The following is a 23,380-nucleotide window of genomic DNA, read 5'->3' on the forward strand; positions in this document are numbered from 1 at the left end:
TCAGCCCGCCGACGCGGGCCGTCCGACACCGGTCGCGGCATCCATGTCCTCGAGCGACATCCCCTTGGTCTCGGGCACGAACCGCGCCACGAACACCAACGACAGCAGCGCGAACGCCGCGTACATGCCGTAGGCGAAGCCGAGCGAGAAACTCTTCAGACTCGGGAAGGACACGGTGATCGCCCAGTTCGCGGCCCACTGCCCCGCCGCCGCCAGCGACAGTGCGGCGCCACGGATCCGGTTCGGGAACATCTCCCCGAGCAGCACCCACACCACCGGGCCCCAGCTCATGCCGAAGAACACCACGAACAGGTTCGCCGCGACCAGCGCGATCGGCCCGCTCGCCCCGGTCAGCTGCGGCTCCAGGGTGCCCTCGGAGTTGGGCACCTGGTCGGCGGTGCCGAAGCACACCGCCATCGTCGCCAGGGTGACCGTCATGCCGATCGAACCGACCAGCAGCAGCGGCCTGCGCCCGATCCGATCGATGAGCATGATCGCGACGATGGTGGTGGCGATGTTGACCACCGAGGTGAACACGCTGATCTGGAACGACTGGGACTCTTCGAATCCCACGGCCTCCCACAGCACGTTGGAGTAGTAGAAGATCACGTTGATGCCGACCGCCTGCTGGAACACCGACAGCAGCAGACCGACCCAGACGATCGGATAGATCCCGCCCGCCGGGCGGCGCAGGTCCTTCCACGACGGCTTCACATCGCCCTTGAGGCTGTCCTCGATCCGGCCGATGGTCAGTTCGAGGTTCTTCTCACCGAACAGCAACGCCAGCACCTTGCGCGCCTCGGGGATGCGATGGGTGGCCACCAGATACCGCGGGGACTCCGGAATCGTCGAGGCCAGCACGCCGTAGACGACCGCGGGCACCATCATCGACAGGAACATCCACCGCCAGGCCTCGAGACCCAGCCACAGCGTCTCACTCGCACCGCCGGCGATCTCGGCGAGCACATAGTCCACGAGCAGGGCCAGGAAGATGCCGAGCACGATTGCGAGCTGCTGCAGTGAGCCGAGCCTGCCGCGGATGCGGGCCGGTGAGGTCTCGGCGATGTAGGCGGGGGCGATGACCGAGGCGACGCCGACCCCGAGGCCGCCGATGATGCGCCCGATCACCAGGAGCCACACGCTGGGCGCGAGCGCGGTGAGGACCGCGCTGAGGAAGAACAGCACGGCCGCGATCTTCATGACCTTGATCCGGCCGATCCGGTCGGCGATGCGGCCCGCCGTCATCGCGCCCGCGGCGGCACCGAGCAGCGCCGAGGCCACGGCGAAGCCGAGAACGGCGTCGTCGACACCGAATTCGTCCTGGATCGCCGCCACCGCGCCGTTGATCACCGCGCTGTCGAAACCGAACAGCAAACCACCCAGCGCCGCGACGGAAGCGATCCGGATGATGTGGCTGCCCGGCGCGCTCTCGTCGTCGGGAGCGGCGGACTGGTCGGTGAAAGAACCTCCGTCGGACATCGGCGTCGTCCTCTCCGCGGCGCGGCATCCCTGCCACGCTGGTCGCTGTGTGGTCTGGTCGCAGTATGCCCCGACCCGCGGGTCGCTCCGTCCAGGACACGCTCACCACCGACGCGGGCCGAAGGCCCGGCCACGACCCGGTGCGCCGCGGTCCCACACCGCACGTTCACCTCGCCGTCACGCTCGTGGCTTAGCGTCCGCGAGATGACCGATGTCGAGACGCGTCAGATCCCCCGCGAGGTCAGCGAGATCGCCGATCTCGCCACCGCTGTGAACCTCGCCGACACCACGGCGTTCACCGTCGACGACAGCGACGACGACGATCCCGTGCTGCTCACCGCGCCCGGGGGGCTGATCGTCGACACCTGGCGCGAGGGCTACCCCTACGATGAACGCCTGTCGCGCACCGAGTACGAGCTGGACAAGCGGCTGCTGCAGATCGAGCTGCTGAAACTGCAGAACTGGATCAAGGCGACCGGGCGGCGCATCGTCATCGTCTTCGAGGGCCGTGACGCCGCGGGCAAGGGCGGCACCATCAAGCGGTTCATGGAGCATCTGAATCCGCGCGGCGCGCGGGTGGTGGCGCTGGAGAAGCCCTCGGCCCGCGAATCCACCCAGTGGTATTTCCAGCGGTATGTCGAGCACCTGCCCGCGGCGGGGGAAATCGTGCTGTTCGACCGGTCCTGGTACAACCGGGCCGGTGTGGAGCGGGTGATGGGCTTCTGCACGCCCGAACAGCATCGGCGGTTCCTTGGCCAGGCCCCGCTGTTCGAGAAGATGCTCGTCGACGACGGCATCGACCTGGTGAAGTTCTGGTTCTCGGTGTCGCCGCTGGAACAGCGCACCCGCTTCGCCATCCGCCAGGTCGACCCCGTCCGGCAGTGGAAGCTGTCCCCGATGGACCTGGCCTCGCTCGACAAGTGGGAGCAGTACACGGCGGCCAAGGAAGAGAACTTCGAGCACACCGACACCGACCACGCGCCGTGGATCGTGGTCAAGAGCAACGACAAGAAGCGGGCCCGGCTCAACGCGATGCGGTACGTGCTCAACCGCTTCGAGTACGACACCAAGGACGCGGAGATCGTCGCGACCGCGGACCCGCTGATCGTGGGCCGCGGTCGCGACGTGATCGGTTCCTAACGGACCAAGGCGGCGGTGTGCGCGGCCGACATCAACGCGGCCAGTTCGTCGCGTTCGGCCGCGTCGAGGGCGTCGAAGCAGGGTGCGACGAGTTCGTCGGTCAAGGTCTCCGCGGCATCCCAGCGGGCCCGGTGCTCGTCGGTGATCGGCTCGAACGGTTCGGACCAGCCGAGCATGCGCGCGTGAGTCGGACCGTCCGACACCGGGGATCCCGCGATCAGGATCGCCTGCAACGGGGTGAGCCCCTGGGCCAGCACCGCGATCAGGTGCAGGCCGCCGCGCAGTTCCCGCAGCACATGGGTCAATTGCAGGGCGGCGGCGCGGCCGTCGGTGGGCAGCGGCATCGCGCGCCAGCCGGCGAACAGCGGCAGCCCGGTCGACGGCGCCGCGGCGACGACGCGGCCGAGCAGCTCGGCGAGCCGGTCGGCGTCGTCGTAGGCGGCCAGCTTGCGCCGACCGAAGTCGTGACAGGCCGCGAGGTAGGCCGCGGCCGCGTCGGCGGCGGGCAGCGGCACGGATTCCCAAGCGGCCCGGACGCATCCGGGCTCGAAGAAGCCGAAGGCCGCGGCGACGACATCGGCGTCGACGTCACCGAGGACGCCGCCGCGTCCGCGGGTGTAGGCGCCGTGGAAGCCGGGGACCCCGACCGCCTGCCCGAATTCCCTGGCCTCACGCGAGATCATGAATGCTCCACCGAGTTCGAGCACCTGCTGCTTCACTGCTGTCGACGACATCGTCCACCTTCCGCTGTGTACATCCAGGCAGACTTTAGCGTGCAATAGCCAGATTCGGCACCCCTCATCGAGATCGGCGGGAAATTCTCGTCGACCACGCCGACCGACCGACCTACGCTGAACCGCATGACCAGCCGACCTCTCGTGGCGATCCTGTCCGGCGCCGGTGTCTCCACCGACAGCGGGATCCCCGACTATCGCGGCCCGCAGGGCCTGTGGCAGCGCGATCCCGACGCCCAGAAGCTGGTCACCTACGACTATTACATGCGCGATCCCGACATCCGTCGCCGCTCCTGGCTCATGCGCGGCGAACACCCGGCCTGGCGGGCCGAGCCGAATGCCGCCCACCACGCCGTAACCGCGCTGGCGGCGAGCGGGGTGGCGGTGCGAGTGATCACCCAGAACGTCGACGGCCTGCACCAGCTCGCCGGCCTGCCCGACCGCAAGGTCGTCGAACTGCACGGCAACGCCCGCACGGCGGTGTGCACCGAGTGCGGTGACCGCACGACCACCGAGTCCGCCCTCGAACGGATCGCGGCGGGCGAGGACGATCCGGCCTGCCTGCGCTGCGGCGGCATTCTCAAGACGGCCACCGTCATGTTCGGCCAGGCCCTCGATCCCGGGGTGCTCGCGCAGGCGATGACGATCGCCCAGGCGTGCACCGTGTTCATCGCGGTCGGCACGAGCTTGCAGGTCCAGCCCGCCGCGTCGCTGGCCGGGGTGGCCGCCGAGCACGGCGCCCGGCTGATCATCGTCAACGCCGAACCCACGCCCTACGACGACCTCGCCGACGAGGTGATCCGCGAGCCCATCGGCACCGCCCTGCCCGCCCTCCTGGCCACCCTCGGCTGATGCGGCCCGGCGCGAGGGCGGCCACCCGGCTGGTGCCGGGTCATGACCGTCGACACCGACACCGAATGAACCCGCCGCGCAGCTGTTTCGTAGCACTCGAACGGCCGACGACGCGGCCACGGCAGCGACGGAGGCCTGATGCGAGTGATGTTCGTGGCCATGCCACTACTCGGGCACCTGTTTCCGATGATGCCGCTGGCCGCCCGCCTGCAGCGGCGCGGACATCGGGTCATGATCGCCACGGGAGGCGCCGCCACCGCGGCCGTGCGCACGCAGCTTCCGGTCGCCGAGGTCGCTCCCCCGATCGACTACGTCCGTTCGGCGGTGCGCGGGCTCGGGGCCCATCCTCTGCTGGCCGTGCGGTCGGCGCGGGGGATGGCCGATGCGCAGGGTGGCGCACGGGTCTTCGCCGTCACCAATCGGCCGATGCTCGCGCCCTTGCTCGCGGCGGCCCGTGAGTTCCGGCCGGAGCTGATCGTGCACGAACCGTTCGCCTCGGCCGCCGCGATCGTGGCCGCCCAGCTGGGTGTTCCCACGCTCCTGCACAACATCGCCCTCGACGACGGCACCGTCATCCGCCGGGAACTGCTGCGGCTGCTCACCGACGCCGATCTCCCCGCGCCCGTGCGAACCCTGTCGATCGCGCCACCGAGCATCGTCGAGGTCAGCGGGCGTCCGCTGCGCTACACCCCGTACGCCCCGCCCCAGGCCCGCACCCCTCCGTTCCTGCGCGAACCGTCCACGCGCGCCCGCATTCTGGTCACGCGCAGCACGATGCTCGGCGACGGCCCCGACGCGATGGTGCGTGCGATCGTGCGCGCGGCCCCCGAGGTCGACGCCGAGATCGTCATCGTCCGGCCCGATCGAAAGATCCAGCGCGCCACCGCACTTCCGGCTGGTGTCACGACGACGGGCTGGATCGCCCTGCACGAAGCCCTGCCGCACTGCACGGCCATGGTGAACCACGCGGGCGCGGGTTCGGTCTTCGCCGCCCTCCAGGCGGGTGTCCCGCAGCTGGCCACCCCCGCTCCCGGCGATCGGGCCTGGAACGCGACCGCGGTGCGACGCCGCGGCGCCGGGATCGCGGTGGCCGCCCGCTCGATCACGGCCGCGCACCTCACGAGCCTGATCGATGACCGCGACCTCGCGACCGCCGCCGCATCGGTCGCGAGCGAGATCGCCGCGATGCCCGGCGTCGACGAGGTCGCCGACGAGGTGGTCGCGCTCCTGGCCGCGCGTTGAGCGATCAGTGGTGCGGCTTGCCGAACTCCTCGATCAGCACCGGATACTGTTCGCCGCCGTGCCCGGCGGCGATCGCGCGATCGGCCATCGCCTTGATCAATACCGGCAGCTCGGCGTTGACACCCAGCGCCTGGCACTCCTCGATCAGATGCGCCATCGACCGCACGTCGGTCTCCAGGGCGGCGACCTCGGCGGGGTAGGCGCCCCGGTCGATCTGGGCGGCATAGCCGGGCAGCCACGTCGCGACACCGGTGGCGATCTGCTGGGCGAACGGGGCATAGGTGGCCGCGTCGACCCCGGCGGTCCGCAGCATCGCCGTGCCTTGGAGCCAGGCGTTGAGCACGCTCCACATCATCGCCAGACCGGCCACGTCGTAGAGGGACGCCAGGCCGTGGTCGGCACCGAGATGGCTGACGGTGCCGAGTGCTTCCAGCGTCGATCGGTGCGTGGTGACGTCCTCGGCTGCTCCGCTGACCAGGATCACCGCCTCGGCGGTGCCGATGGTCGAGGGGATCGCCATGATGGCGCCGTCGAGGTAGCGGACACCGTGCTGTGCGGCCCAGCGGGCGGTGTCCCTGGCTTGGGCCGAGTCACCCGACGTCAGGTTGAGCAGTGTCGTGCCGGTGGGCGCGACATCGTCGAACAGGGCGCGCACGGCCCGGTAGTCGGTGACGCAGACGATCGTGAGGGGTCCGGCGGCGACGGCCTCGCCGACGGTCGCGGCGCGGTGTGCGCCGCGGGCGACGAGCTGCTCGGTCTTGGCGCTCGTGCGGTTCCAGACGGTGACGGGATGGCCGGCGTCGAGGAACGCACCGGCGAGTGCGCGGCCCATCAGGCCGAGTCCGAGAACGGTGACGGGTGTGGCGGTGGTGTTGTCCATGGCAGCATCGTCGACGTTCATACCGGTGTGAAGGTCAAGTGAGGATGCGGATGCGGATCGGGGAACTGAGCCATCGGACGGGTGTCAACGCCCATCAGCTGCGCTATTACGAGGCGCAGGGTCTGCTGCCTGCCGAGCGGAGCCCGAACGGCTATCGCGTCTACGACGAGGGTTCGGTGCTGCGGGTCCAGCAGATCCGGCATCTGCTGGGCGCGGGACTGTCCTCCGAGGACATCGCGTTCCTGCTGCCGTGCGCGCAGGGCGAGGTTCCCGAGTTGCCCGGCTGCCCGGAGCTGCTGGGCGCCATGCGATCACGGATGCGCCGGATCACCGAGCAGATCGATCGGCTCACCCGGTCCCGGGACGCGCTCGCCGACTACATCGCGGCCGCCGAGCGTACCGGTGGCGACAGCTATCCGCCGCTGGATGTGCCCGCCTGAGGCTCGAAGGCCTGGCGGGCGCACAGTGGGGTGCAGCGGCGGCCCCGGCCGGTTGCTTCACGAGCCGGGCACCGGGTTCCAGCCATGCGGATCTGCACCCCCCCATTCGCGCCGACGACCGAGCTCACGGCTGAAACGTGGTCTCCGCGATGCGCAGCAACGACCACACCAGCAGGGCGCCCGCGCCGATCGTGAAGAACACGAGCATCGGAATGTCGCCGTCGTCACGGGCTTTCGTGAGGATCTTGATCGCGCCGGCTTCGAGGAACAAGGTCAGCACGAGCAGGGCGAGGACCGCGACCGCCGCCCACATGGCGCCGGGCTGATACGCCCAGTAGCTCGCGATCCAGCCGAACAGCAGCGTGACAGGCAGACCGAACAGCATCCAGCCGAACCCGAGCACGACCAGGTTCTCACCGTGTGTCTTCGCCTGGGTCTCGTTCTCGGCGGCACCGACGGGCAGCACCCGGGCGATCTGCACGACCGCGTGCCCGACACACGCCACCACACAGGCGATGATCAGCGCGAAGTATCCTTCCGCCGGGCCCAGCGATGGTGTGCGCGCCCAGCGGAACGGCAGCCAGCCCGCGCACACCACGAGCCCGACAGCCCCGACCACGATGGGCCGGGCCCGCAACCGGGTCCGCACATAGCCCGCGGGAAACAGGTCACCGCGCCGCCCGTAGAGCCAGCCGACACACATCGGCGCCACCGCACCGACGATCACCGTCAGCCAGCGCCAGTGCGCGGGTGCCAGGAACATCGAGACGAACGCGAGCAGCCACGTCGTGACCACGAGGGCCTGCGCCGGTCGCGCGAGGGCGGTCCACAGCCGGTCGGCCAAGGCCCTGGCCTCGGCTCGCGGATCGAGCTCTGGCGCCGGCTCTGCTTGCACGACAACGATTTCCGGCTCCCCTCTTGCCGCCTCGACGCTGGGCGGGGCGGGCCACTCCCCCTCGAACGCCGAACCCGGACACAGCACGAGGCTGTCGTCGGCGCGGTAGTCGTAGTCGAGGTCGACCTCGCCGTAGTGACGCATCAGCTCCATCTGCCGGGTGATGGCCAGCCCGTGCCAGGATTCGCCGCAGTAGGGGTTCGGGCAGTCCGGGTAGGTCGGGTCGTCGTAGTCGTAGCCGACCCGGGGTTCGCCGTCGCGCATGCTCGCGTCCACGAGCTGGTCGATCTCGTCGAGCAACCGCTGCACAGGCTCGGATTCGGCGCTCAGCGTGGACCCGGCGGGCTCGGCCGCGACGGCGCCTGCGCCGGCCACCGGGTATTCGGTGGCCACCACGTCGACATCGCCGACCACGGGCGGGCTCGCGAACCATCGCCGCCGCACCGCGATCGCGTGGGCGGTGCCGCCCACCATCAGCAGGAACAGACACAGGTCGAAGATGGTGTCGCGCACCGGGTCCGGCTCGCTCGCCCACACCTCCACCGCGAACAGACCCAGGTATCCGAGGGCGGCACCGGCCAGCGGCCACGACCGTGCCCGGACTGCCAGGACGGCGAACAGCGGCCAGGTCAGCAGGCCGAGCGAGAACAGGGGGACGAACGAGACCACCCAGCTGGCACCGCTGCGTACGGCTGACACGACCTACCCCCACTGCCCGGAAACGATCCGACGATCCTAGGGTCGCCGGATCGTCCGGTCCACACGATTGCCGCCTGTGCCCGGCTACTCCGAGGTGGAGCCGGCAGCGGGCCGTCGACGCTCGCGCACCACCAGGACCACCGCCGCCAGCGACCAGATGACGGCGTAGGCGACCGCACGCATCGGGCTCCAGTTGGTGAGCAGCAGGATCACAGCGACGCCACCGAGGAGGCCGAGGATGCGGGTGGTGCTGGCCGGGCCGGTCATCCGGCGATCATCGCATGATCACCGCTCACCCGTCGACGCGGGCGTCGAGCGCCGGCGCCTGCGCGTCGGCGCGGGGCCTGCGGCTGCTCCAGGCCAGCGCCGGGACGATGAGCAGGGCGATCGCCGCACCGAGCAGGGCCAGGCCGGGGTAGTCGGCCGCCGCGACGATCAGTCCCGAGCCCAGTCCGCCGCCCGCCCCGGCGACGGCGATCCCGACGTCGACGGTGCCCTGCGTGCGGGCACGGGTCGCGACGGGGGTGGCGTCGGCGATCATCGTGGTGCCCGCGACCAGCCCGAGGTTCCAGCCGAGCCCCAGCAGGCCGAGGGCGGCGGCCAGCGCGAGGACCGAACTCGGCGGGGCCAGCGCCGCGGCCAGACCGGCCGCGACCAGGGTCCCCGCGGCGGCGACGGCGACCAGCCCCGCGCCGATCCGGTCGACGAGCAGACCCGACAGCAGCGAGGGCAGATACATTCCCGCCACGTGCACCGCGATCACCACGCCCGCCGCACCGACACCGTGGCCGTGGTGCTGCATGTGGATCGGGGTCATGGTCATCACCGCCGCCATCACCAGCTGGGTCACCACCATCACGGTCGCGCCCGCCACGATCGGCGCCGACCAGGTCTTGCCTGCGGCGAGCTCGGCCGCCGCCGTGGGTTCGTCGGTGCGGACGAGTTCGCGGGCCAGCACGAGCGGATCCGGCCGCAGCAGCACCCACAGCACCAGACCGGCGAGCAGATAGGCCGCACCGGAGAGTACGAACGGCCCCGACAGCGGCGGGATTCCCCAGGCGGTGGCCAGACTCGCCATGGGATGCAACAGATTCGGCCCGACCACGGCGCCCACCGTCGTCGCGACCAGCACCGTGCTGATCGCGCGGGCCCGATGCGCGGGTGTGGCGAGGTCGGCGCCCGCGTACCTGGCCTGCAAGCTGGTCGCGGTACCGGCGCCGTAGACGATCAGCGAGGCGAACAACAGCCCGAGACTCCCGGTGACCGCCGCGGCGACGACACCGAAACTGCCCAGCGCTCCGACCAGGTAGCCGACGGTGAGACCGGCCCGGCGCCCGGCGCGCTGCGAGATCCGGCCGACACCGACCGCGGCGGCCGCCGACCCGACGGTGAACATGGCGCTGGGCAGTCCGGCCAATCCGGTCGACCCGAGCATGTCCTGCGCCAGCAGCGCGCCGACCGTGATACCCGCGGCGAGTCCCGCTCCGCTGAAGATCTGGGCCGCCACGAGCACGGCGAGAGTGCGCCGCTGGGCGGGATGTTCGCTCATGGTCGTCAACAGTGCGGCAAAGGTGGACGTCCGTCCAATCGTTTCCTTCGCGCACGATCGGCTCGTGTCCAGCGTTTCACTCGGCGTGCGCGAATCAGGCCACCAGATCCATCCGCAGGAACTCGGTGATGCGCAGCAGCTTCGGCGGCCGCGCCACATTCTCGGGCAGCGCCCGGAATGCCTCGTCCTCGCCCACGACGACCGGTGCGGTCAGTTCCAGCTCCCGCCCGTCGACCCGCAGTCGGGCCCGGCCCGCGGCCAGCACGTTGCGCGCCCAGTCGCAGCGCGCGCCGTAGACGAGGACGAACACATAGCCCCCGTCGACGGGATAGGCGTCCAGGGGCGTGCAATACGTCGTCCCCGACCGTCGGCCGACATGGATGAGCACCGGCCATTTCCCGCCCTCGATCGCGCGCGGATTGAACACGCGCTTGTTGATCTGACCCCACCACCGCGGCATCGGCATCGGGTTCTCCTCCCTGCGACCATCCCGGATGGACTTACATATGTAAGGCTGTCTTACGTCTGTAAGCTTGTCAACACTTCCGAGCCCAGGAGCTGCCGTGACCCGACCACCCCTCAGCCGCGAACGCGTCCTCGACGCCGCCATCCGCGTCGCGGACCGCGCCGGCGCCGAAGCGATCACGATGCGGCGGGTGGCCCAGGAACTCGGGGTGGAGGCGATGTCGCTGTATCACCACGTGCCGAACAAGGACGCGATCCTCGACGGCGTGGTCGACACGGTGTTCGCCGCCATCGACCTACCCCCCACCGACCGCGACGACTGGCGCGAGGCGATCCGTGCCCGCGCGGCCTCCGCGCACCGGGTCCTGTCCCAGCACACCTGGGCACTGGGACTCATGGACTCCCGTCGCCACCCCGGCCCGGCGACGCTGCGCCACCACGACGCCGTCCTCGGGGTGCTGCGCACCGCCGGATTCAGCCTGCCCATGGCGGCGCACGCCATCTCACTCATCGACAGCTACGTCGGCGGCTACGTCCTACAGGAAGCGAACCTGCCCGTGAGGACGCCCGGTGAGGTCGCCGAGGTCGCCACCGACATCCTCGCGACCCTGCCCGCCGAGGACTTGCCGTATCTCACCGAACTGATCGTCGAGCACGCCCTGCGCCCGGGCTACGACCACACCGCCGAGTTCGCCTATGGGCTCGATCTGATCCTGGACGCGCTCGAACTACGCCGCGCCTGACACGACGACCATCACCGGGCGGGTGGGCACCCGCCCGGACGTGGACTACCGCCGCACTCAGTGACCGGCGGGATCGGTCAGGTGCAGTCCCTCGCCGACCTTGATCCGGCGATGTTCGGCCAGCACGATCGCCACTCCCGACAGCAGGCACACACCGCAGATCAGCCCTGCGATCACTGCCCACCCGGCGAAGCCGGAACCCGCGGCCGTCAAGGTCGCGGCGAGAAAGACGATGCCGACACCGATGAGGAACAAACCGGGCCAGTTGAGGGAGTCCTGGATGGACTCCCCCGCGTGGGAGCGGAAGGTGCGTTCGGTATCAGGGAACCTGTGTACGTGCGGATCGCGGTGCGAAGCCCACGGATCGGGGTGTGTAGCCATGGCCTGCCGTCCTTTCGACGAGCGTCCCGTATCCCATGCCTACCCCTGATCGCGCCGAACTACCAGCGGAGTTGTGCGTCAGTCCCGACCGAGAACGAAGAAATAGGGATCGGGGAGGTCACGGAAGTCCATCAGACCGAACACGGTGTCCTCGTCGACCCGGCGGAACACGTCGATGATCGCCAGGTGGTCGTAGACCATCGCCGCCGTCACGACCCCGCGATGTTGCACCGAACGCAACCTGGCCCGGTACCGACGAGTGCGCAAGACCGGCTTCAGCACTCCGAGCAGTCCGCGGCCGCGCCGCACCAGCGAGTGCGGCACCTTGTCGGCCACCCCCAGCGGCACCTTCTTCGGGTCGACGGCGAAGATCTCGCCCGCGGGATCGCAGAACAGCAGCGGGTGCACACTGTCGAGGCCGTCGAACTGCTTGCCGTACCAGCCCGAGGCCTCGAGCAACCCGTCGAGCCCGTGCCCGGTGGCCAGCTCGCGCCCGTGCCATCGGCCGGTCAGCTCGGCAGGCGAGACAGCCGGGAGGCTGTCGAACAGGGCCAGCGCGTCCGCCCTGTCGCAGGCGGAGCCGAGCGCGGCGAGGTGATCGGTGGCGGTCATGGAGTCCTCTCCGGAACGGCTCATGCGGGCAACCGCAGCGCACCCGGCGCCGAGGCGGGCACGACGGGATGGGCGGGGGCGACGGGCGCGACCCGCTGATAGGCGGCACCCAGGGCCGGGCGCGGATCGGCCTCGCCCTTGTTGGGCCAGTACGCCATCGCGCGTTCGGCCTGCGCGGTGATGGTCAGCGACGGGTTGACCCCGAGGTTCGCGGTGATCGCGCTGCCGTCGGCGATGTGCAGGCCGGGGTAGCCGTAGATCCGCTGGTAGGGGTCGATCACGCCGGTATCGCTCGAGTCACCGATCGTGCAGCCGCCGATGTAGTGCGCGGTGGCGGGAATGTTGAAGATGTCGGTGGCGATATTGCCGCTGACACCGTCGCATTCGTCGGCGTACTTGCGGGCGATCTCGTGCGCGAGCGGAATCCACTCGGGATTCGGTTCGCCGCTGCCCTGTTTGGTGACCAGCCTGCGTCCCTTGAGATACGAGGTCAGCGAGTTGTCCAGCGACTGCATGACCAGCAGGATCACCGACCGGTTCGAGGCGCCGTGCGCGTTCTGCGACCGCAGGAACTGGATCGGGTGCAGCAGGATCGTCAGCAGCAGGCGCAGGAACCGGAACGCGCCACCGTCGACCATCGGCACCGTCTGCAGGAACAGCGCGTTCTGCCCGGTGCCGTAGGTGCACACCTCGACGTGGGTCTGCGGCTCCGGGTGGATGGAGGAGGTGATGGCCACGCCCTGGGAGAAGTCCTTGCGGGACTTGCTGGTGACGCCGATGATCGCCTCGGAGTTGCTGCGCGTCAGCTCCCCGACCCGGGGCGAGAGCTGGGGCAGCGTGCCGTCGGCGCGCAGCTTGTGCAGCAGCTTCTGGGTGCCCAGCGCCGCGGCCGCGAACACCACCTGCTGGGCGGTGAACGTGCGCCGCTGCTTGCGCAGCCACCCGTTCGAGGCGACGGTCTCGACCCGGTAGCCGCCGGCACCGTCGGGCGCCACCGAGGTCACCGTGGTCAGCGGATGCACCTGCGCGCCCCGGCTTTCCGCCAGATGCAGGTAGTTGACCGTGGTGGTGTTCTTCGCGTTGTGCTTGCAGCCGGTGAAGCAGTCCGAACAGTGGATGCAGCCCGCCCGCCGCGGACCGGCGCCGCCGAAGTAGGGGTCGTCGACCTCGACGCCTTCCTCGCCCTCGTTGAAGAACACCCCGACCTGGGTGCGATGGAAGGTGTCGGCGACGTTCATGCCGCGCGCGACCTGCAGCAGCACTTCGTCCTTCGGGCCGATCCGCGGATTCTCCACGACACCCAGCATCCGCTTGGCCTGGTCGTAGTAGGGCGCGAGTTCGCTCTTCCAGTCGGTGATGTGCGACCACGCGCGGTCCTGGTAGAACTCCGGCAGCGGCTCGTAGAGGGTGTTGCCGTAGATCAGCGAGCCACCGCCGACGCCGGAGCCGCTGAACACCAGGCATTTGCCGAGCACGCTGATGCGCTGCGGTCCGGTCAGACCCAGCCGCGGCGCCCAGATGGCCTTGGGAATGTTCCAGTTCGTCTTCGGGTAGTCCTCGGCGTTCCAGCGCCTGCCGGATTCGAGAACACCGACCCGGTAGCCCTTCTCGGTCAGGCGCAGCGCGGTCACGCTGCCACCGAATCCGGAGCCGACGACGATCACGTCGTAGTCGTAGTCAGTCATGCGGAGATCACCTCGTAGTCGGCGGCGTCGAATCGCGCCTGCTTCTTGTATTGGATGCCGAGCAGCGGCCAGTTCGTGGTGATGCGGCCGTCGGCCTGCCGATACCACGACGAGCACCGGCTCCACACGCTGTCGGTGAGCTGAGCCTGGATACGCGTGTCGTAGGCCTGTTCGACCTCGGGCCGCACGGTCAGCGGTTTGCCGGTGGCGGCCAGATGGGCCACGTAGTCACCGAGGTACTCGGCCTGGGTCTCGAGGAAGTAGATGATCGAGCCACCACCGGTATTGGTGTTGGGCCCGTACATGATGAACAGGTTCGGGAACCGCGGCACCGTCATGCCGTAGTAGGCGTGCGCGCCGGTGCGCCATTCCTGGTCGAGCGCGAGCCCGCCCGCGCCGGTGATCGACATCGGCGCGAGGAACTCGGTCGACTTGAACCCGGTCCCCCAGATGATGACGTCGACCTCGTGTTCGCGGCCGTCGGCGGTGCACACCCCGGTCGGGGTGATCCCGGTGATCTTGTCGGTGCTCACCTCGACATTCGGCTGGGTCAGCGCGGGCAGGTAGTTGTCGGAGAACAGCATCCGCTTGCAGCCGATGGGATAGTCGGGCCACACCTGCTCGAACAGGCCCGGTTTGGCCGCGGTCTGCCTGCGCATGTGCCACTTGGAGATCGCCCGGATGGCGGCGGCCAGCGGCTTGGCGTAGACCCAGGCCAGGCTGAGCCCTTCGACCACGCTGTACCAGGTGCCGCGCTCGGCCAGCTCGGTCACCGGCAACTTCTCGAACACCCGGTGGTGCAGGGAACCGAATTCACGGTCCGGGCGCGGGACGATGTAGGGCGCGGTGCGCTGGAACAGGGTCAGCTTCGCCACGCGCGGCTGGATCTCGGGCACGAACTGGACCGCACTGGCCCCCGTGCCGATCACCGCGACGCGCTTGCCCGTCAGATCGATGTCGTGGTTCCACTCCGCGGAGTGGAAAGTGGTGCCCGCGAAGCTTTCCCGGCCCTCGATGGCGGGCAGCGCGGGACGTGAGAGCTGGCCGACCGCGGGCACGACGACATCGACCCGGACCTGTTCGCCCGAGTCCAGGCGCACGGTCCACCGACCCGTCGCGTCGTCGAACTCGGCCCCGGTGACCTCGGTGCCGAAGCGGATGTGGCGGCGCACGTCGTACTTGTCGGCGACGTCACGGATGTAGTCCAGAATCGCCGGTTGCCGCGAGAAGCGGTGCGGCCACCGCGGATTCGGCTCGAAGGAATACGAGTAGAACGGCGAGGGCACATCGCAGGCCGCGCCGGGGTAGGTGTTCTCGCGCCACACGCCGCCGACGTCGTCGGCCTTCTCGAAGACGATGATGTCGTCGAAGCCCCGTTTCTTCAACGCGATCACGGCGGCCAGGCCACCGAATCCGCTGCCGATGACCGCGATCGAAGGTTTCATGGAGCACTCCGGTTGTCGAGGATGGTCCGAACACACAGCTCAGGGGCGTCGCTGAACGGCAGGTGGCCGCAGCCGGGCAGGTCGGTGTGGCGGGCGAACGGCAGTACCGCTCGCGCGCGGGCGCTCTGGGTGCGGTGGGTGAGCACGACATCGCGGGTGCCCCAGGCGATCGTCACCGGGATCGTGGTCAGCGCGCCGGGGTCGTCACCGGTGTCCAGGACATAGGTGGCGAAATCGTCGCGGGCGGCGCCGAAGGCGGTCGCGCCCGCCAGCCCGGCCAGGTCGATTCGCGCGGCGTCGGGCCTCACCTGGGTCGGCTGCCCGAACATCACCGCCAGCAGCGCCGCCCGCCCGGCGCGGTACTCGACCGCCTTGTCCAGGGCCGGACCGGCGACGCGGGCGACCGCGCGCATGGCGGTCAGCGATCCCTGGACCCAGCGCAGGCCGGGGCCGCCGTAGAAGCCGACCGGGGAGAACGCGGTGACGGCGGCGGCGACCCCGGTGCGGCCCAGCTCGAGGGCGATGCCGCCGCCCATGGAGCTGCCGACGACGTGCGGGTGCCGGATGTCGTTGTCACCGAGCCACCGCGCCAGCCAGTCGGCGTACCCGCGCGGGCCGGGCAGCACACCGGGCAGTTCCGGCGACGCACCGAATCCCGGCAGGTCGAGCGCGATCACCTCGTGCCGCTCGGCCAGGAGATCGATCACCGGCGCGAAGATCTGCCAGCGGCTGCCGAGACCGTGCACCAGCACGATCGGCGAGCCGGTGCCCCGGCGAATATGAGAGATCTGCGTCATCGCAGCCCTTCGCTCAGAAGAAACAGTTACTGCGTACGGTTTCTCGATTGCACCAGGTCACTGGCGCTGCGTCAATAGGCAATCGGGGGAAGATTCGCCCGGCGTTCGCTCATACTTACCGTCAGCGCGTACGATTTGTCGGGTGACCCTGCAACAACCGCGCCGCACCCAGGCCGAACGCCGGGCCTCGACCAGGGCCCTGATCCTCGACTGCACGGCGCAATGCCTGCTCGAACGCGGCTACGCCGCGACCACCGTCAGCGCCGTCCAGGAACGCGCCGGACTGGCCCGCGGCACCGTGCAGCACCACTTCCCCACCCGCGCCGAACTGCTCATCGCGGCCACCACCCGCGTCGTGGATCTGCGGCTCGAGCAGTTCCAGCGCGAAGCCGAACTCCTGCCACCCGGACGCGATCGGCTGCAATCGGTCGTCGACCTGGCCTGGCGCGACCTGAACAGCCCCGCCTTCTTCACCGCGCTGGACCTGTGGGTCGCCGCCCGCACCGACGCCGAGCTCCGCGAACGTCTCGTGCACGAGGAGCGCCGCGTCTTCACCGAGATGCGCAGGCTCTACCTCGAGGTCGTCGGCGAACCGTACGCCGCGGACCCCCGCGCGGAGATCCTCGTCGAATTCACCATCGATCTGCTGACCGGCCTGTCGATGACGGCCATGCTCACCGGCACCCTCGGCGAACGCGAGGCGGTCGTGCGCCGCTGGAAACGCGCCTTGGCCGTGCTCATCGGCCGGCTACCCAGCGACGAACTCCTCGACGGCAGTCCCCTGCCCGCCGTCACCGACTGAGACCGCAATCGGGTCAGCCGATTCCGGCCAGCCCGTTCCAGCACAGCGCGACCGTCGTCTCCACCGCGTCCCGCTTGGGAATCGGCTTGCCCGTGTCCAGCCACTGCCGCGCCGCCAGATGACTGGCGCCGACCACACCGAACGCGCAGGTGAAGGCCCGCGCGTCGTCCATCCCGGCCGCACGCAACTCCGCACTCACCAGTACCGCGCACTCACCGAAGGCGTGCCGGGCCCGCCACCGCACACTCGGCTCGCTGGGCACCGGCGACTCGAAGATCAGCACATGCCCGTCCGGGTCCTCGTCGACGAAGTCGAAATAGGCCAGCACCGCGCGCCGGACCTTGTCTTCCTGCCCGGTCGCCCCGGCCAGCGCGCTGCGGATCCCGCCGACCATCCGATCCAGATGATGCTGCAGCACCGCCAGATACAGATCGAGCTTGTTCGCGTACAGCGTGTACAGCACGGGCTTGCTCATGCCCGCCCGCAGGCCGATCTGATCCATGCTCGCGCCGTGATAGCCGTGTGCGACGAAGACCTCGCGGGCCGCGTTCAACGCCGCGAGCAGCCGTTCGGCGCGGGCGGCGACGGTCGTCGAATTCGGCGGGGTGTCCTCGTCTTCGGTGCCGAGGATGTCGCTGTGCAGGATCGTCATGTGCGGGACCGTTCGCCGGGTTCGTCGTTCACCATGTCAGCACCGGTTTGACCACGCGCCCGGCCCGCTGGTCGGCGAGCGCGGTGTCGATCTCGGTGTGCGGGTAGCGGCCGATGAGCCGGTCCACCGGGAACCGGCCCTCGGCGTACAGCGAGAGCAGATGCGGCAGGAACGTCGACGGCACGCTGTCGCCCTCGAGGCACCCGCGAATCGTCTTGCCGCGCAACACGATATCGCTGACATCTACCGGCGGCGTCCCCGCGCCGAGCCCGACGGCCACCACGGTCGCCCCGGTGGTCAGCGCGGCGACCGCGTCACCGAGCACCGCGGGCACACCGGTGGTGTCGATCGCGTGGGTAACGCCGCCGCCGGTGAGTTCGCGCAGTCGCGGCACCGTCGGCCCCTCGGCCGGATCCAGCGCGGCCTCGGCACCGAGCGCGAGCGCCGATTCCCGCCGCGCCGCCGAGGTTTCCACGACGACCACCCGCACGCCCGCGACCGTGCGCGCCGCGAGCAACGCCGCCATCCCGACCGCGCCGGCACCGTACACCGCCAGCCAGGCACCCGCGGTGGGCCGCAGCACGTTCAGGACCGCGCCGGCCCCCGTCTGGAAACCACAGCCGAACGGCGCGGCCACAGCCAGATCCAGCGCCGGGTCGACGACGATCGTGTTGTCCTCGGTGGTCAGGGCGTATCCGGCGAAACTCGACTGGCCGAAGAATCCGTCCAGCACCGGGGCACCGTCGAGCAGCACCCGTGGCGCGTCGTGCGCGCGGCGACCGAACTGGTTGAGCGCGACCGAACGCTGACAGTAGGCCGGGCGCCCGTCCACGCAGGCCGAGCACCGACCGCAGTGCCGGAAGGTCAGCACGACATGGTCGCCGGGCCGCACCGTCGCCACCTCGGGCCCGACCGCGGCCACGACACCGGCGCCCTCGTGCCCGAGCAGGATCGGCCGATCCGCCGCGCCCGCGCGCCGAGTCACCAGGTCGGTGTGACAGATGCCCGCCGCGGTGACGCGCACCAGGATCTCCCCGGCGCGCGGCTCGTCGACCTCGATGTCCTCGACCGAGAACGCCGCGGCCGGGTCTCGCGACAGGACCGCCGTGGTGCGCATCAGGACACCCGTTCCAGCAGGAAGTAGAAGTGTTCGCCACGGGACAGCACCAGTTCCGCCCGACCGTTCATGATGCCCATCAGTGTGTTCTCGTCGAGCCACTTGAAATGGTCGAACACCGCGCGGCCGTCGTAGACCATCGTCGCGGTCACCTCGCCGCGGAACTCGATGTTCCACAGGGTCGCCTCGCCCTGTCCCAGTTCGACATCGGAGAACAGGGTGCCGTCCTCGGCGCGACAGATCAGCGGCTTGGCGTCGTCGACCGCGAGGAAGGTCTTGCCGTACCAGCGGCTCGCGGGCAGCGCCCGGCACAGCGGGTGGCCGGTCTGGAAGGCATCGCCGCGCCACTCACCGAGGATGTCGTCGGTGCGGGCCGGGCGTAGCCGGGTCCACAGCGCGTCCAGTTCGGCGGTGGAGACGCCCTCGGTCTGCTCCCGGAGTTGCTGCCAGCGTGGCTTGTCCGCGCCCATGGTGTCCTCGTCTCGCCGATTCCAGAACCATCTGGTTCCGAACGGACCATAGTTCCGAACCAGATGGTTCGGCAAGGGGGGTAGGCTTCCGGCCATGCGTGCGGCAGGCGAGGCAACCAGAGAGCGAATACTCGCTGCCGCGAAGGCGGAGTTCGCCGAATTCGGCATCGCGGGCGCCCGGATCAACCGCATCGCCGACGCCGCCCACGCCAGCAAGGACCGCCTCTACGCCTACTTTCCCGGCAAGAACGAGCTCTACGCGGCCGTCACCGAGCGCTGGACCACCGAAACGGCCGAGGAGACCGCGCTCAGCGCCGACGACGTGCCCGCCTACGTCGGCCGCCTGTTCGACCACTTCGTCGCCCACCCCGACAACGCGCGTCTGCAGGCCTGGTCGGACCTGGAACCCGAAGGCGCCCACATCGGCCCGCTGCTGCGCCGCACCATCGACGCCAAACTCGCCGAACTGCGCCGCGGTCAGCGCGAGGGCCTGCTCACCGACGCCGTGCCGCCGGTGATCCTGCTGCGCATGCTCTCCGACCTGACCCGCACCAACGCGATGCAGGCCCGCTTCGCCGCCGAGCGGGGCGACATCGAGCAACTCTCGACCCGCCGCGCCGCGACCGTCTTCGCCGCCGCCCGCATCGTCGCCCCCTGACAGCGCCACTATCGTGGGGCCGATGGGGAGCGTGTGGACGTCGTGGGGGCATGTCCTGATCGCCTGGACGGTGGCGGTGCCGGTGTTAACGGCCGCTACCGCGCTGCTCGTCACTCGTCGGCTCCACGCGGGGCTGCCGCGTCGCCTCGCGCTGCGGCGGTCGATCGCCGAAGTCGGCATCGTCGGCGCGACGCTGCCGTGGGTGTGGATGATCCTCACGCCCGCCACCGGAACACGGGCGGTGAGCTTGATGCCGCTGCGGGACCTCCTCGACACGCTCGGCGCGGCGCCGGGCACCGCGTTCGTCCAGGTGGGCGCCAATCTGATGGTGTTCCTGCCGCTGGGTTTCCTGCTCCCGCTGCGGTTTCCGCGAATGTCGGGCGTCGCGCGAATGACAGCGGTCGGCGCGGTCGTCTCGACCGCGCTGGAGATCCTGCAGTACATCCTCGATCTGGGGCGGGTGACCTCGGTCGACGACGTCCTGCTCAACGCCGTCGGCGCCGGACTCGGCGCGTGGTCGGCGGCCGTCCACGTCGCGCGCCGGGAATCCGGGGCGTCGCGCAGTGACCGGGTGTTGGTCCGGCTCGGCTGGGCGAGCTGAGGCCGTCGCGCGCGGCGCCCACACGCGCTCGTACTGTCGTCCCGGTGAGCGCAGATCTTCGTATCTTCTTTTTCGGCGATTCCTTCGTCCAGGGGATCGGTGACCCCGAGTACCGCGGCTGGGTGGGGCGCGTCCTCGCGGCCACCGGCGTCGGCACGACCGCGTTCAATCTCGGAATCCGGCGCAACACTTCCGAGGATGTGCTGCGCCGCTGCTGGACCGAGATCGAACCGCGCGGGATGAGCGGGGCCGACCAGCGACTGGTGCTGTCCTTCGGCGCCAACGACGCGATCGAGGAGAACGGCGCGGTCCGAGTCGATCCGGCTCGCAGCCTGGACAATCTCGCCACGATCCTCGACGGTGCCCGCCGGCGCGGGATCGCACCGCTGGTCGTGGGTCCGCCGCCGGTGATCGAAGCGGGCGAACCGCATCTGCGCCGCGTCACCACGCTGGCCGAACAGATGTCCGCCCTCTGCCACGCGCGCGACGTGCCGTTCATCGACATCACCGCGGCCGTGGCCGAGGACCCGGTCTGGCGCGCGGAGGTGCTGGCAGGCGACGGTGCGCATCCGGGCAGCGGCGGCTATCGCCGGCTGGCCGACCTCGTGCTCGACGGCGGCTGGCGCGAGTGGATCGCCGTGCCACGCCGCTGACGTCAGCCGGCGGGGGTCGTGCGGGGGCTGCCGGCGAATCTGATCTGCAGTAGCTGGCGGGCGATGACGTCGGTGAGATGTGCCTGGGTGGTGTCGAATTCGCCGCGCATCCACGCCGCGACCAGCTCGAGCGCGCCACTGACCACCGCGTAGGCGGCCATGTCGGAGTCGAGTTCGTCGTCGGCCGACTCCGGGACGAGCTCGCGGCCGACCGCCGCCATGGCGCGGGCGATCGAGTGCTGGGTGGACAGGCGCGCGGCCTGCAGCGCCTCGGTGCTGTGCGCGGTCAGCAGCAGGGCGTGGCGGCGCGGGTCGGCGACCAGGAAGCCCAGCGCGGCGTCGGCGGCGGCGTGGACCTGACTGTCGAGGTCGGGGCCGGCAGTGTGGGTGGCGGTGACCACGACGGCGATGCCCTCGGTCGTGAGGTCGTCGACCAACGCCGACAACAGAGCGTCGCGATCGGCGAACTGCTCGTAGAAGTAGCGGTCGTTCAGGCGGGCCCTGGTACACACCGCGCGCTTGGTGACCGCGGGCGCGCCACCCTCGGCGAGCAGATCCAGCGCCGCCTCGAACAGGGCGGCGCGGCGGCGGGACCGACGCTCGTCGGCTGCCACCCCCGCGTAGGCACGCGGCGCGGCCGTGTTCGCGGAATCCTCACCCATGCTCTTGACCATCCCACCATTCTGGTGCACTCTGACACCACACGAGTTTCTGGAGTCGCGCGACACCAGAATAGCGCCCTAAGTGTCGCCCGGGCCGGTGGTCCACGACACCGGAACAAAGGAGTTCCCCCGATGTCCTGCCCCGTGCCCCACCTCGCGACCACGGCAACGCCCGAGCAGGTCTCCGACGCTGTCGCCCGCTTCGAGCGGGTAGGCGGCTCGGTCCTGTTCAGCCTGTTCGGCGTCGGCCTGTTCGACCAGCCGATGCTGCCGCCCGTCTCCGCCGCACTCGAAGCCACCGGACGGTCCCGCAACCAGCCCTGGGCGCGCGCGGTCCGCACCGCGGCCGCCGACCAGCTGATCTACCACGGCGAGGACACCGACCGCGAGACCGAAGCACAGCGCCTGATGGTCCTGCACCGCGACGTCAAGGGGATCGGACCGGACGGGGAACGGTACTCCGCGCTCAACCCCCAATCATGGAACTGGATCCTCTACTCCACCTTCTTCGTCCAGCGCGGCGCCTACATCGCCCTCACCGGCACCGAACCGACCCTCGCCGAGAACCAGGCCATCTGGGACCACTACCGGCACAAGACCCTCGGCCTGCACCTGCCCGGCAAGTCGCGACCGATCGAGGACTACACCGAACTCGTCACCCACTACACGCACATGGCAGTTACCGAACTCCGGTCCACGCCCGCCCTCGACGCCGCCGTCGCCTCGGTCCGCCACGCCCCGCGCCCGTACTTCCTGCCCGCGGCCACCGGCCCGCTGTGGCGGTTGAGCTCGCCCGCGCTCGGCCACCTCCTGATGGTGCTCGGCTGCGGCATCATGCATCCCGACGTCCGCGCCCGCATGCCCTACCCCTGGACCCGCCGCCACGAGCGCGAATTCCAGGCGATCACCAAAGCCCTGCGGATCGCGTTCGACCGCCTGCCCGCCTCGGTGACCGACTCCCCCATGGCCCGCAACCGGCGCAAGTACCAGAAACTCGTCACCAAGTACCGCGACGTCGGACTCACCTCCTTCGCTCCCGACGCCGCACTCCGCTGACCGACACCACCGCTCACGGCGCGTCGCCGTAGACCACCAACCAGATGGCGCGCCCGAGCGCCGTGGCCAGCTCCCCGTCATCGACCCCGATGTCACCGGAGCAGGCCACGGCCATCGTGCGCTCGACCATCGAGGTCAAGATCAACGCGGTGGCCCGCGGATCCAGCCGCGCGCTGACCCGGCCCGCCGCACGATCCGCCGCCAGACGCGCCGCCACCAGCTCAGTGAACGCGGCGACCCGCGCCCGCCAGAACGCACCCACCTCGCGGTCGTAGGCGGCGACCTCGCTCAAAGCCAACAGCAGATAGCGGTGCGCGCGGACACCGTCGATCATCGCCGCGGCTGCCACCACCACACCGGCCTGCCGATCGGTGTGCTCGGCACTCCACCACCGCTCCGCCGCCGCGAACAAATCGGCGGTCGCCAACTCGCCCAGCCGGACCAACAGCCTGCTCTTGTCCGGAAAATACCGGTAGAACGTCGATCTGGCCGACCCGGACGCCGCGGCGATCCGCTGCACGGCCAGCTCGGTGAACGGCGTGCCGTCGGCCAGCAGATCCTCCACCGCGCGTAACACCCGCGGCTCGAACTCGGTCCGCCGATCGTCGGACGGTTTGCGGGCCGATCGCGGAACACGGGTCAGCGAGGGCATCGGCGGCTCCTCGACTGCT

Annotated in this window: 27 protein-coding genes; 10 read left to right on the forward strand and 17 right to left on the reverse strand. The window is 70.1% G+C overall.

Annotated features, from left to right (window positions below; genetic code table 11):
- Window positions 1-1,479: a sugar porter family MFS transporter gene (locus tag Q7X29_RS18575; RefSeq protein ID WP_218720288.1), complete on the reverse strand. Its 1,479-nt coding sequence runs from the start codon at window positions 1,477-1,479 to the stop codon at window positions 1-3.
- A 204-nt stretch (window positions 1,480-1,683) separates the two neighbouring features.
- Here Q7X29_RS18575 and ppk2 point away from each other — a divergent pair, with 204 nt between their 5' ends.
- Window positions 1,684-2,619, forward strand: coding sequence for a polyphosphate kinase 2 (gene ppk2 / locus Q7X29_RS18580; RefSeq protein WP_218720290.1), 936 nt, complete (start codon window positions 1,684-1,686; stop codon window positions 2,617-2,619).
- Here ppk2 and Q7X29_RS18585 read toward each other — a convergent pair.
- The gene (locus Q7X29_RS18585; protein WP_218720292.1) at window positions 2,616-3,353 is read right to left on the reverse strand and encodes an SCO6745 family protein; all 738 of its coding nucleotides are present in this window, start codon (window positions 3,351-3,353) and stop codon (window positions 2,616-2,618) included. The genes ppk2 and Q7X29_RS18585 overlap by 4 nt on opposite strands.
- A gap of 126 nt (window positions 3,354-3,479) precedes the next feature.
- On the opposite strand from Q7X29_RS18585, the gene Q7X29_RS18590 reads away from it, so the two are divergent.
- Together Q7X29_RS18590 and Q7X29_RS18595 are read left to right on the forward strand one after the other, a co-directional pair.
- Window positions 3,480-4,205, forward strand: coding sequence for an SIR2 family NAD-dependent protein deacylase (locus tag Q7X29_RS18590; protein WP_255588267.1), 726 nt, complete (start codon window positions 3,480-3,482; stop codon window positions 4,203-4,205).
- 138 nt (window positions 4,206-4,343) lie between these two features.
- The gene (locus Q7X29_RS18595) at window positions 4,344-5,447 is read left to right on the forward strand and encodes a glycosyltransferase (protein WP_316574850.1); all 1,104 of its coding nucleotides are present in this window, start codon (window positions 4,344-4,346) and stop codon (window positions 5,445-5,447) included.
- Window positions 5,448-5,451: 4 nt separating this feature from the next.
- Here Q7X29_RS18595 and Q7X29_RS18600 read toward each other — a convergent pair whose 3' ends face one another.
- On the reverse strand, window positions 5,452-6,327 hold the full coding sequence (locus Q7X29_RS18600; RefSeq protein ID WP_316574851.1) for an NAD(P)-dependent oxidoreductase: 876 nt from the start codon (window positions 6,325-6,327) through the stop codon (window positions 5,452-5,454).
- A gap of 50 nt (window positions 6,328-6,377) precedes the next feature.
- Between Q7X29_RS18600 and Q7X29_RS18605 the strand changes: the two genes are divergently transcribed.
- Entirely contained in the window at window positions 6,378-6,767 is a 390-nt protein-coding gene (locus Q7X29_RS18605) for a MerR family transcriptional regulator (protein ID WP_218720296.1), read from the forward strand.
- 124 nt (window positions 6,768-6,891) lie between these two features.
- Here Q7X29_RS18605 and Q7X29_RS18610 read toward each other — a convergent pair whose 3' ends face one another.
- The 4 genes from Q7X29_RS18610 to Q7X29_RS18625 form a co-directional block, all read right to left on the reverse strand.
- Window positions 6,892-8,361: a hypothetical protein gene (locus Q7X29_RS18610; RefSeq protein WP_316574852.1), complete on the reverse strand. Its 1,470-nt coding sequence runs from the start codon at window positions 8,359-8,361 to the stop codon at window positions 6,892-6,894.
- An 84-nt stretch (window positions 8,362-8,445) separates the two neighbouring features.
- On the reverse strand, window positions 8,446-8,628 hold the full coding sequence (locus tag Q7X29_RS18615) for a hypothetical protein (protein ID WP_316574853.1): 183 nt from the start codon (window positions 8,626-8,628) through the stop codon (window positions 8,446-8,448).
- 25 nt (window positions 8,629-8,653) lie between these two features.
- Window positions 8,654-9,910, reverse strand: a complete 1,257-nt coding sequence (locus tag Q7X29_RS18620; RefSeq protein ID WP_218720300.1) for an MFS transporter — start codon at window positions 9,908-9,910, stop codon at window positions 8,654-8,656.
- A gap of 94 nt (window positions 9,911-10,004) precedes the next feature.
- Complete coding sequence (locus tag Q7X29_RS18625) at window positions 10,005-10,376, reverse strand: nitroreductase family deazaflavin-dependent oxidoreductase (RefSeq protein ID WP_316574854.1); 372 nt, start codon at window positions 10,374-10,376, stop codon at window positions 10,005-10,007.
- A 97-nt stretch (window positions 10,377-10,473) separates the two neighbouring features.
- On the opposite strand from Q7X29_RS18625, the gene Q7X29_RS18630 reads away from it, so the two are divergent.
- Window positions 10,474-11,118 carry a TetR/AcrR family transcriptional regulator gene (locus tag Q7X29_RS18630; RefSeq protein WP_316574855.1) on the forward strand — a complete coding sequence of 215 codons (645 nt, stop codon included), beginning with the start codon at window positions 10,474-10,476 and terminating at the stop codon, window positions 11,116-11,118.
- Between the two features lie 57 nt (window positions 11,119-11,175).
- Here Q7X29_RS18630 and Q7X29_RS18635 read toward each other — a convergent pair whose 3' ends face one another.
- The 5 genes from Q7X29_RS18635 to Q7X29_RS18655 form a co-directional block, all read right to left on the reverse strand.
- On the reverse strand, window positions 11,176-11,499 hold the full coding sequence (locus tag Q7X29_RS18635) for an NfeD family protein (RefSeq protein WP_218720304.1): 324 nt from the start codon (window positions 11,497-11,499) through the stop codon (window positions 11,176-11,178).
- A 78-nt stretch (window positions 11,500-11,577) separates the two neighbouring features.
- Window positions 11,578-12,111: a DUF4334 domain-containing protein gene (locus tag Q7X29_RS18640; protein ID WP_218720555.1), complete on the reverse strand. Its 534-nt coding sequence runs from the start codon at window positions 12,109-12,111 to the stop codon at window positions 11,578-11,580.
- A gap of 20 nt (window positions 12,112-12,131) precedes the next feature.
- Window positions 12,132-13,796 carry a GMC family oxidoreductase gene (locus Q7X29_RS18645; RefSeq protein WP_316574856.1) on the reverse strand — a complete coding sequence of 555 codons (1,665 nt, stop codon included), beginning with the start codon at window positions 13,794-13,796 and terminating at the stop codon, window positions 12,132-12,134.
- Window positions 13,793-15,241 carry a flavin-containing monooxygenase gene (locus Q7X29_RS18650; protein ID WP_218720307.1) on the reverse strand — a complete coding sequence of 483 codons (1,449 nt, stop codon included), beginning with the start codon at window positions 15,239-15,241 and terminating at the stop codon, window positions 13,793-13,795. The genes Q7X29_RS18645 and Q7X29_RS18650 overlap by 4 nt, the downstream gene beginning before the upstream one ends.
- Window positions 15,238-16,038: an alpha/beta fold hydrolase gene (locus tag Q7X29_RS18655; RefSeq protein ID WP_316574857.1), complete on the reverse strand. Its 801-nt coding sequence runs from the start codon at window positions 16,036-16,038 to the stop codon at window positions 15,238-15,240. Before Q7X29_RS18655 ends, Q7X29_RS18650 begins: the two co-directional genes overlap by 4 nt.
- A gap of 142 nt (window positions 16,039-16,180) precedes the next feature.
- On the opposite strand from Q7X29_RS18655, the gene Q7X29_RS18660 reads away from it, so the two are divergent.
- The gene (locus tag Q7X29_RS18660) at window positions 16,181-16,840 is read left to right on the forward strand and encodes a TetR/AcrR family transcriptional regulator (protein WP_218720310.1); all 660 of its coding nucleotides are present in this window, start codon (window positions 16,181-16,183) and stop codon (window positions 16,838-16,840) included.
- A gap of 13 nt (window positions 16,841-16,853) precedes the next feature.
- On the opposite strand, the gene Q7X29_RS18665 is transcribed toward Q7X29_RS18660, so the two are convergent.
- From Q7X29_RS18665 to Q7X29_RS18675, 3 genes are read right to left on the reverse strand one after another with little or no spacing between them, the layout of a single operon-like run.
- The gene (locus Q7X29_RS18665) at window positions 16,854-17,492 is read right to left on the reverse strand and encodes a TetR/AcrR family transcriptional regulator (RefSeq protein WP_218720312.1); all 639 of its coding nucleotides are present in this window, start codon (window positions 17,490-17,492) and stop codon (window positions 16,854-16,856) included.
- 28 nt (window positions 17,493-17,520) lie between these two features.
- Window positions 17,521-18,609, reverse strand: a complete 1,089-nt coding sequence (locus Q7X29_RS18670; protein ID WP_218720313.1) for an NAD(P)-dependent alcohol dehydrogenase — start codon at window positions 18,607-18,609, stop codon at window positions 17,521-17,523.
- Window positions 18,609-19,079 (reverse strand): DUF4334 domain-containing protein, encoded by a 471-nt coding sequence (locus Q7X29_RS18675; protein WP_218720315.1) that lies wholly within the window; start codon window positions 19,077-19,079, stop codon window positions 18,609-18,611. Before Q7X29_RS18675 ends, Q7X29_RS18670 begins: the two co-directional genes overlap by 1 nt.
- 94 nt (window positions 19,080-19,173) lie before the next feature.
- On the opposite strand from Q7X29_RS18675, the gene Q7X29_RS18680 reads away from it, so the two are divergent.
- Genes Q7X29_RS18680 through Q7X29_RS18690 form a run of 3 tightly spaced genes read left to right on the forward strand, consistent with a single transcriptional unit; the run spans window position 19,174 to window position 20,991 of the window.
- On the forward strand, window positions 19,174-19,737 hold the full coding sequence (locus Q7X29_RS18680) for a TetR/AcrR family transcriptional regulator (RefSeq protein ID WP_218720317.1): 564 nt from the start codon (window positions 19,174-19,176) through the stop codon (window positions 19,735-19,737).
- 22 nt (window positions 19,738-19,759) lie between these two features.
- The gene (locus Q7X29_RS18685) at window positions 19,760-20,338 is read left to right on the forward strand and encodes a VanZ family protein (RefSeq protein WP_218720318.1); all 579 of its coding nucleotides are present in this window, start codon (window positions 19,760-19,762) and stop codon (window positions 20,336-20,338) included.
- 44 nt (window positions 20,339-20,382) lie between these two features.
- The gene (locus tag Q7X29_RS18690; RefSeq protein ID WP_316574858.1) at window positions 20,383-20,991 is read left to right on the forward strand and encodes a GDSL-type esterase/lipase family protein; all 609 of its coding nucleotides are present in this window, start codon (window positions 20,383-20,385) and stop codon (window positions 20,989-20,991) included.
- A 2-nt stretch (window positions 20,992-20,993) separates the two neighbouring features.
- Here the strand turns inward: Q7X29_RS18690 and Q7X29_RS18695 are convergent, their stop codons facing one another.
- A complete protein-coding gene (locus tag Q7X29_RS18695; RefSeq protein WP_218720322.1) occupies window positions 20,994-21,665 on the reverse strand; it encodes a TetR/AcrR family transcriptional regulator in 672 nt (223 codons plus the stop codon).
- A gap of 120 nt (window positions 21,666-21,785) precedes the next feature.
- On the opposite strand from Q7X29_RS18695, the gene Q7X29_RS18700 reads away from it, so the two are divergent.
- The gene (locus tag Q7X29_RS18700; RefSeq protein WP_316574859.1) at window positions 21,786-22,709 is read left to right on the forward strand and encodes an oxygenase MpaB family protein; all 924 of its coding nucleotides are present in this window, start codon (window positions 21,786-21,788) and stop codon (window positions 22,707-22,709) included.
- A gap of 13 nt (window positions 22,710-22,722) precedes the next feature.
- On the opposite strand, the gene Q7X29_RS18705 is transcribed toward Q7X29_RS18700, so the two are convergent.
- Window positions 22,723-23,361, reverse strand: a complete 639-nt coding sequence (locus Q7X29_RS18705; RefSeq protein WP_218720326.1) for a TetR/AcrR family transcriptional regulator — start codon at window positions 23,359-23,361, stop codon at window positions 22,723-22,725.
- Between the last annotated feature and the right edge of the window lie 19 nt (window positions 23,362-23,380).

The organism is Nocardia canadensis (assembly GCF_032656385.1).
Taxonomy (GTDB): Bacteria; Actinomycetota; Actinomycetes; order Mycobacteriales; family Mycobacteriaceae; genus Nocardia; species Nocardia canadensis.

Coding starts and splice junctions, on each gene's coding strand:
- Q7X29_RS18665 (WP_218720312.1), bottom strand. CDS start 17,492: ATGACGATCCTGCACAGCGACATCCTCGGCACCGAAGACGAGGACACC.
- Q7X29_RS18590 (WP_255588267.1), top strand. CDS start 3,480: ATGACCAGCCGACCTCTCGTGGCGATCCTGTCCGGCGCCGGTGTCTCC.
- Q7X29_RS18655 (WP_316574857.1), bottom strand. CDS start 16,038: ATGACGCAGATCTCTCATATTCGCCGGGGCACCGGCTCGCCGATCGTG.
- Q7X29_RS18700 (WP_316574859.1), top strand. CDS start 21,786: ATGTCCTGCCCCGTGCCCCACCTCGCGACCACGGCAACGCCCGAGCAG.
- Q7X29_RS18650 (WP_218720307.1), bottom strand. CDS start 15,241: ATGAAACCTTCGATCGCGGTCATCGGCAGCGGATTCGGTGGCCTGGCC.
- ppk2 (WP_218720290.1), top strand. CDS start 1,684: ATGACCGATGTCGAGACGCGTCAGATCCCCCGCGAGGTCAGCGAGATC.
- Q7X29_RS18695 (WP_218720322.1), bottom strand. CDS start 21,665: ATGGTCAAGAGCATGGGTGAGGATTCCGCGAACACGGCCGCGCCGCGT.
- Q7X29_RS18575 (WP_218720288.1), bottom strand. CDS start 1,479: ATGTCCGACGGAGGTTCTTTCACCGACCAGTCCGCCGCTCCCGACGAC.
- Q7X29_RS18705 (WP_218720326.1), bottom strand. CDS start 23,361: ATGCCCTCGCTGACCCGTGTTCCGCGATCGGCCCGCAAACCGTCCGAC.
- Q7X29_RS18640 (WP_218720555.1), bottom strand. CDS start 12,111: ATGACCGCCACCGATCACCTCGCCGCGCTCGGCTCCGCCTGCGACAGG.
- Q7X29_RS18585 (WP_218720292.1), bottom strand. CDS start 3,353: ATGTCGTCGACAGCAGTGAAGCAGCAGGTGCTCGAACTCGGTGGAGCA.
- Q7X29_RS18620 (WP_218720300.1), bottom strand. CDS start 9,910: ATGAGCGAACATCCCGCCCAGCGGCGCACTCTCGCCGTGCTCGTGGCG.
- Q7X29_RS18680 (WP_218720317.1), top strand. CDS start 19,174: ATGCGTGCGGCAGGCGAGGCAACCAGAGAGCGAATACTCGCTGCCGCG.
- Q7X29_RS18670 (WP_218720313.1), bottom strand. CDS start 18,609: ATGCGCACCACGGCGGTCCTGTCGCGAGACCCGGCCGCGGCGTTCTCG.
- Q7X29_RS18675 (WP_218720315.1), bottom strand. CDS start 19,079: ATGGGCGCGGACAAGCCACGCTGGCAGCAACTCCGGGAGCAGACCGAG.
- Q7X29_RS18645 (WP_316574856.1), bottom strand. CDS start 13,796: ATGACTGACTACGACTACGACGTGATCGTCGTCGGCTCCGGATTCGGT.
- Q7X29_RS18600 (WP_316574851.1), bottom strand. CDS start 6,327: ATGGACAACACCACCGCCACACCCGTCACCGTTCTCGGACTCGGCCTG.
- Q7X29_RS18605 (WP_218720296.1), top strand. CDS start 6,378: ATGCGGATCGGGGAACTGAGCCATCGGACGGGTGTCAACGCCCATCAG.
- Q7X29_RS18625 (WP_316574854.1), bottom strand. CDS start 10,376: ATGCCGATGCCGCGGTGGTGGGGTCAGATCAACAAGCGCGTGTTCAAT.
- Q7X29_RS18615 (WP_316574853.1), bottom strand. CDS start 8,628: ATGACCGGCCCGGCCAGCACCACCCGCATCCTCGGCCTCCTCGGTGGC.
- Q7X29_RS18685 (WP_218720318.1), top strand. CDS start 19,760: ATGGGGAGCGTGTGGACGTCGTGGGGGCATGTCCTGATCGCCTGGACG.
- Q7X29_RS18635 (WP_218720304.1), bottom strand. CDS start 11,499: ATGGCTACACACCCCGATCCGTGGGCTTCGCACCGCGATCCGCACGTA.
- Q7X29_RS18595 (WP_316574850.1), top strand. CDS start 4,344: ATGCGAGTGATGTTCGTGGCCATGCCACTACTCGGGCACCTGTTTCCG.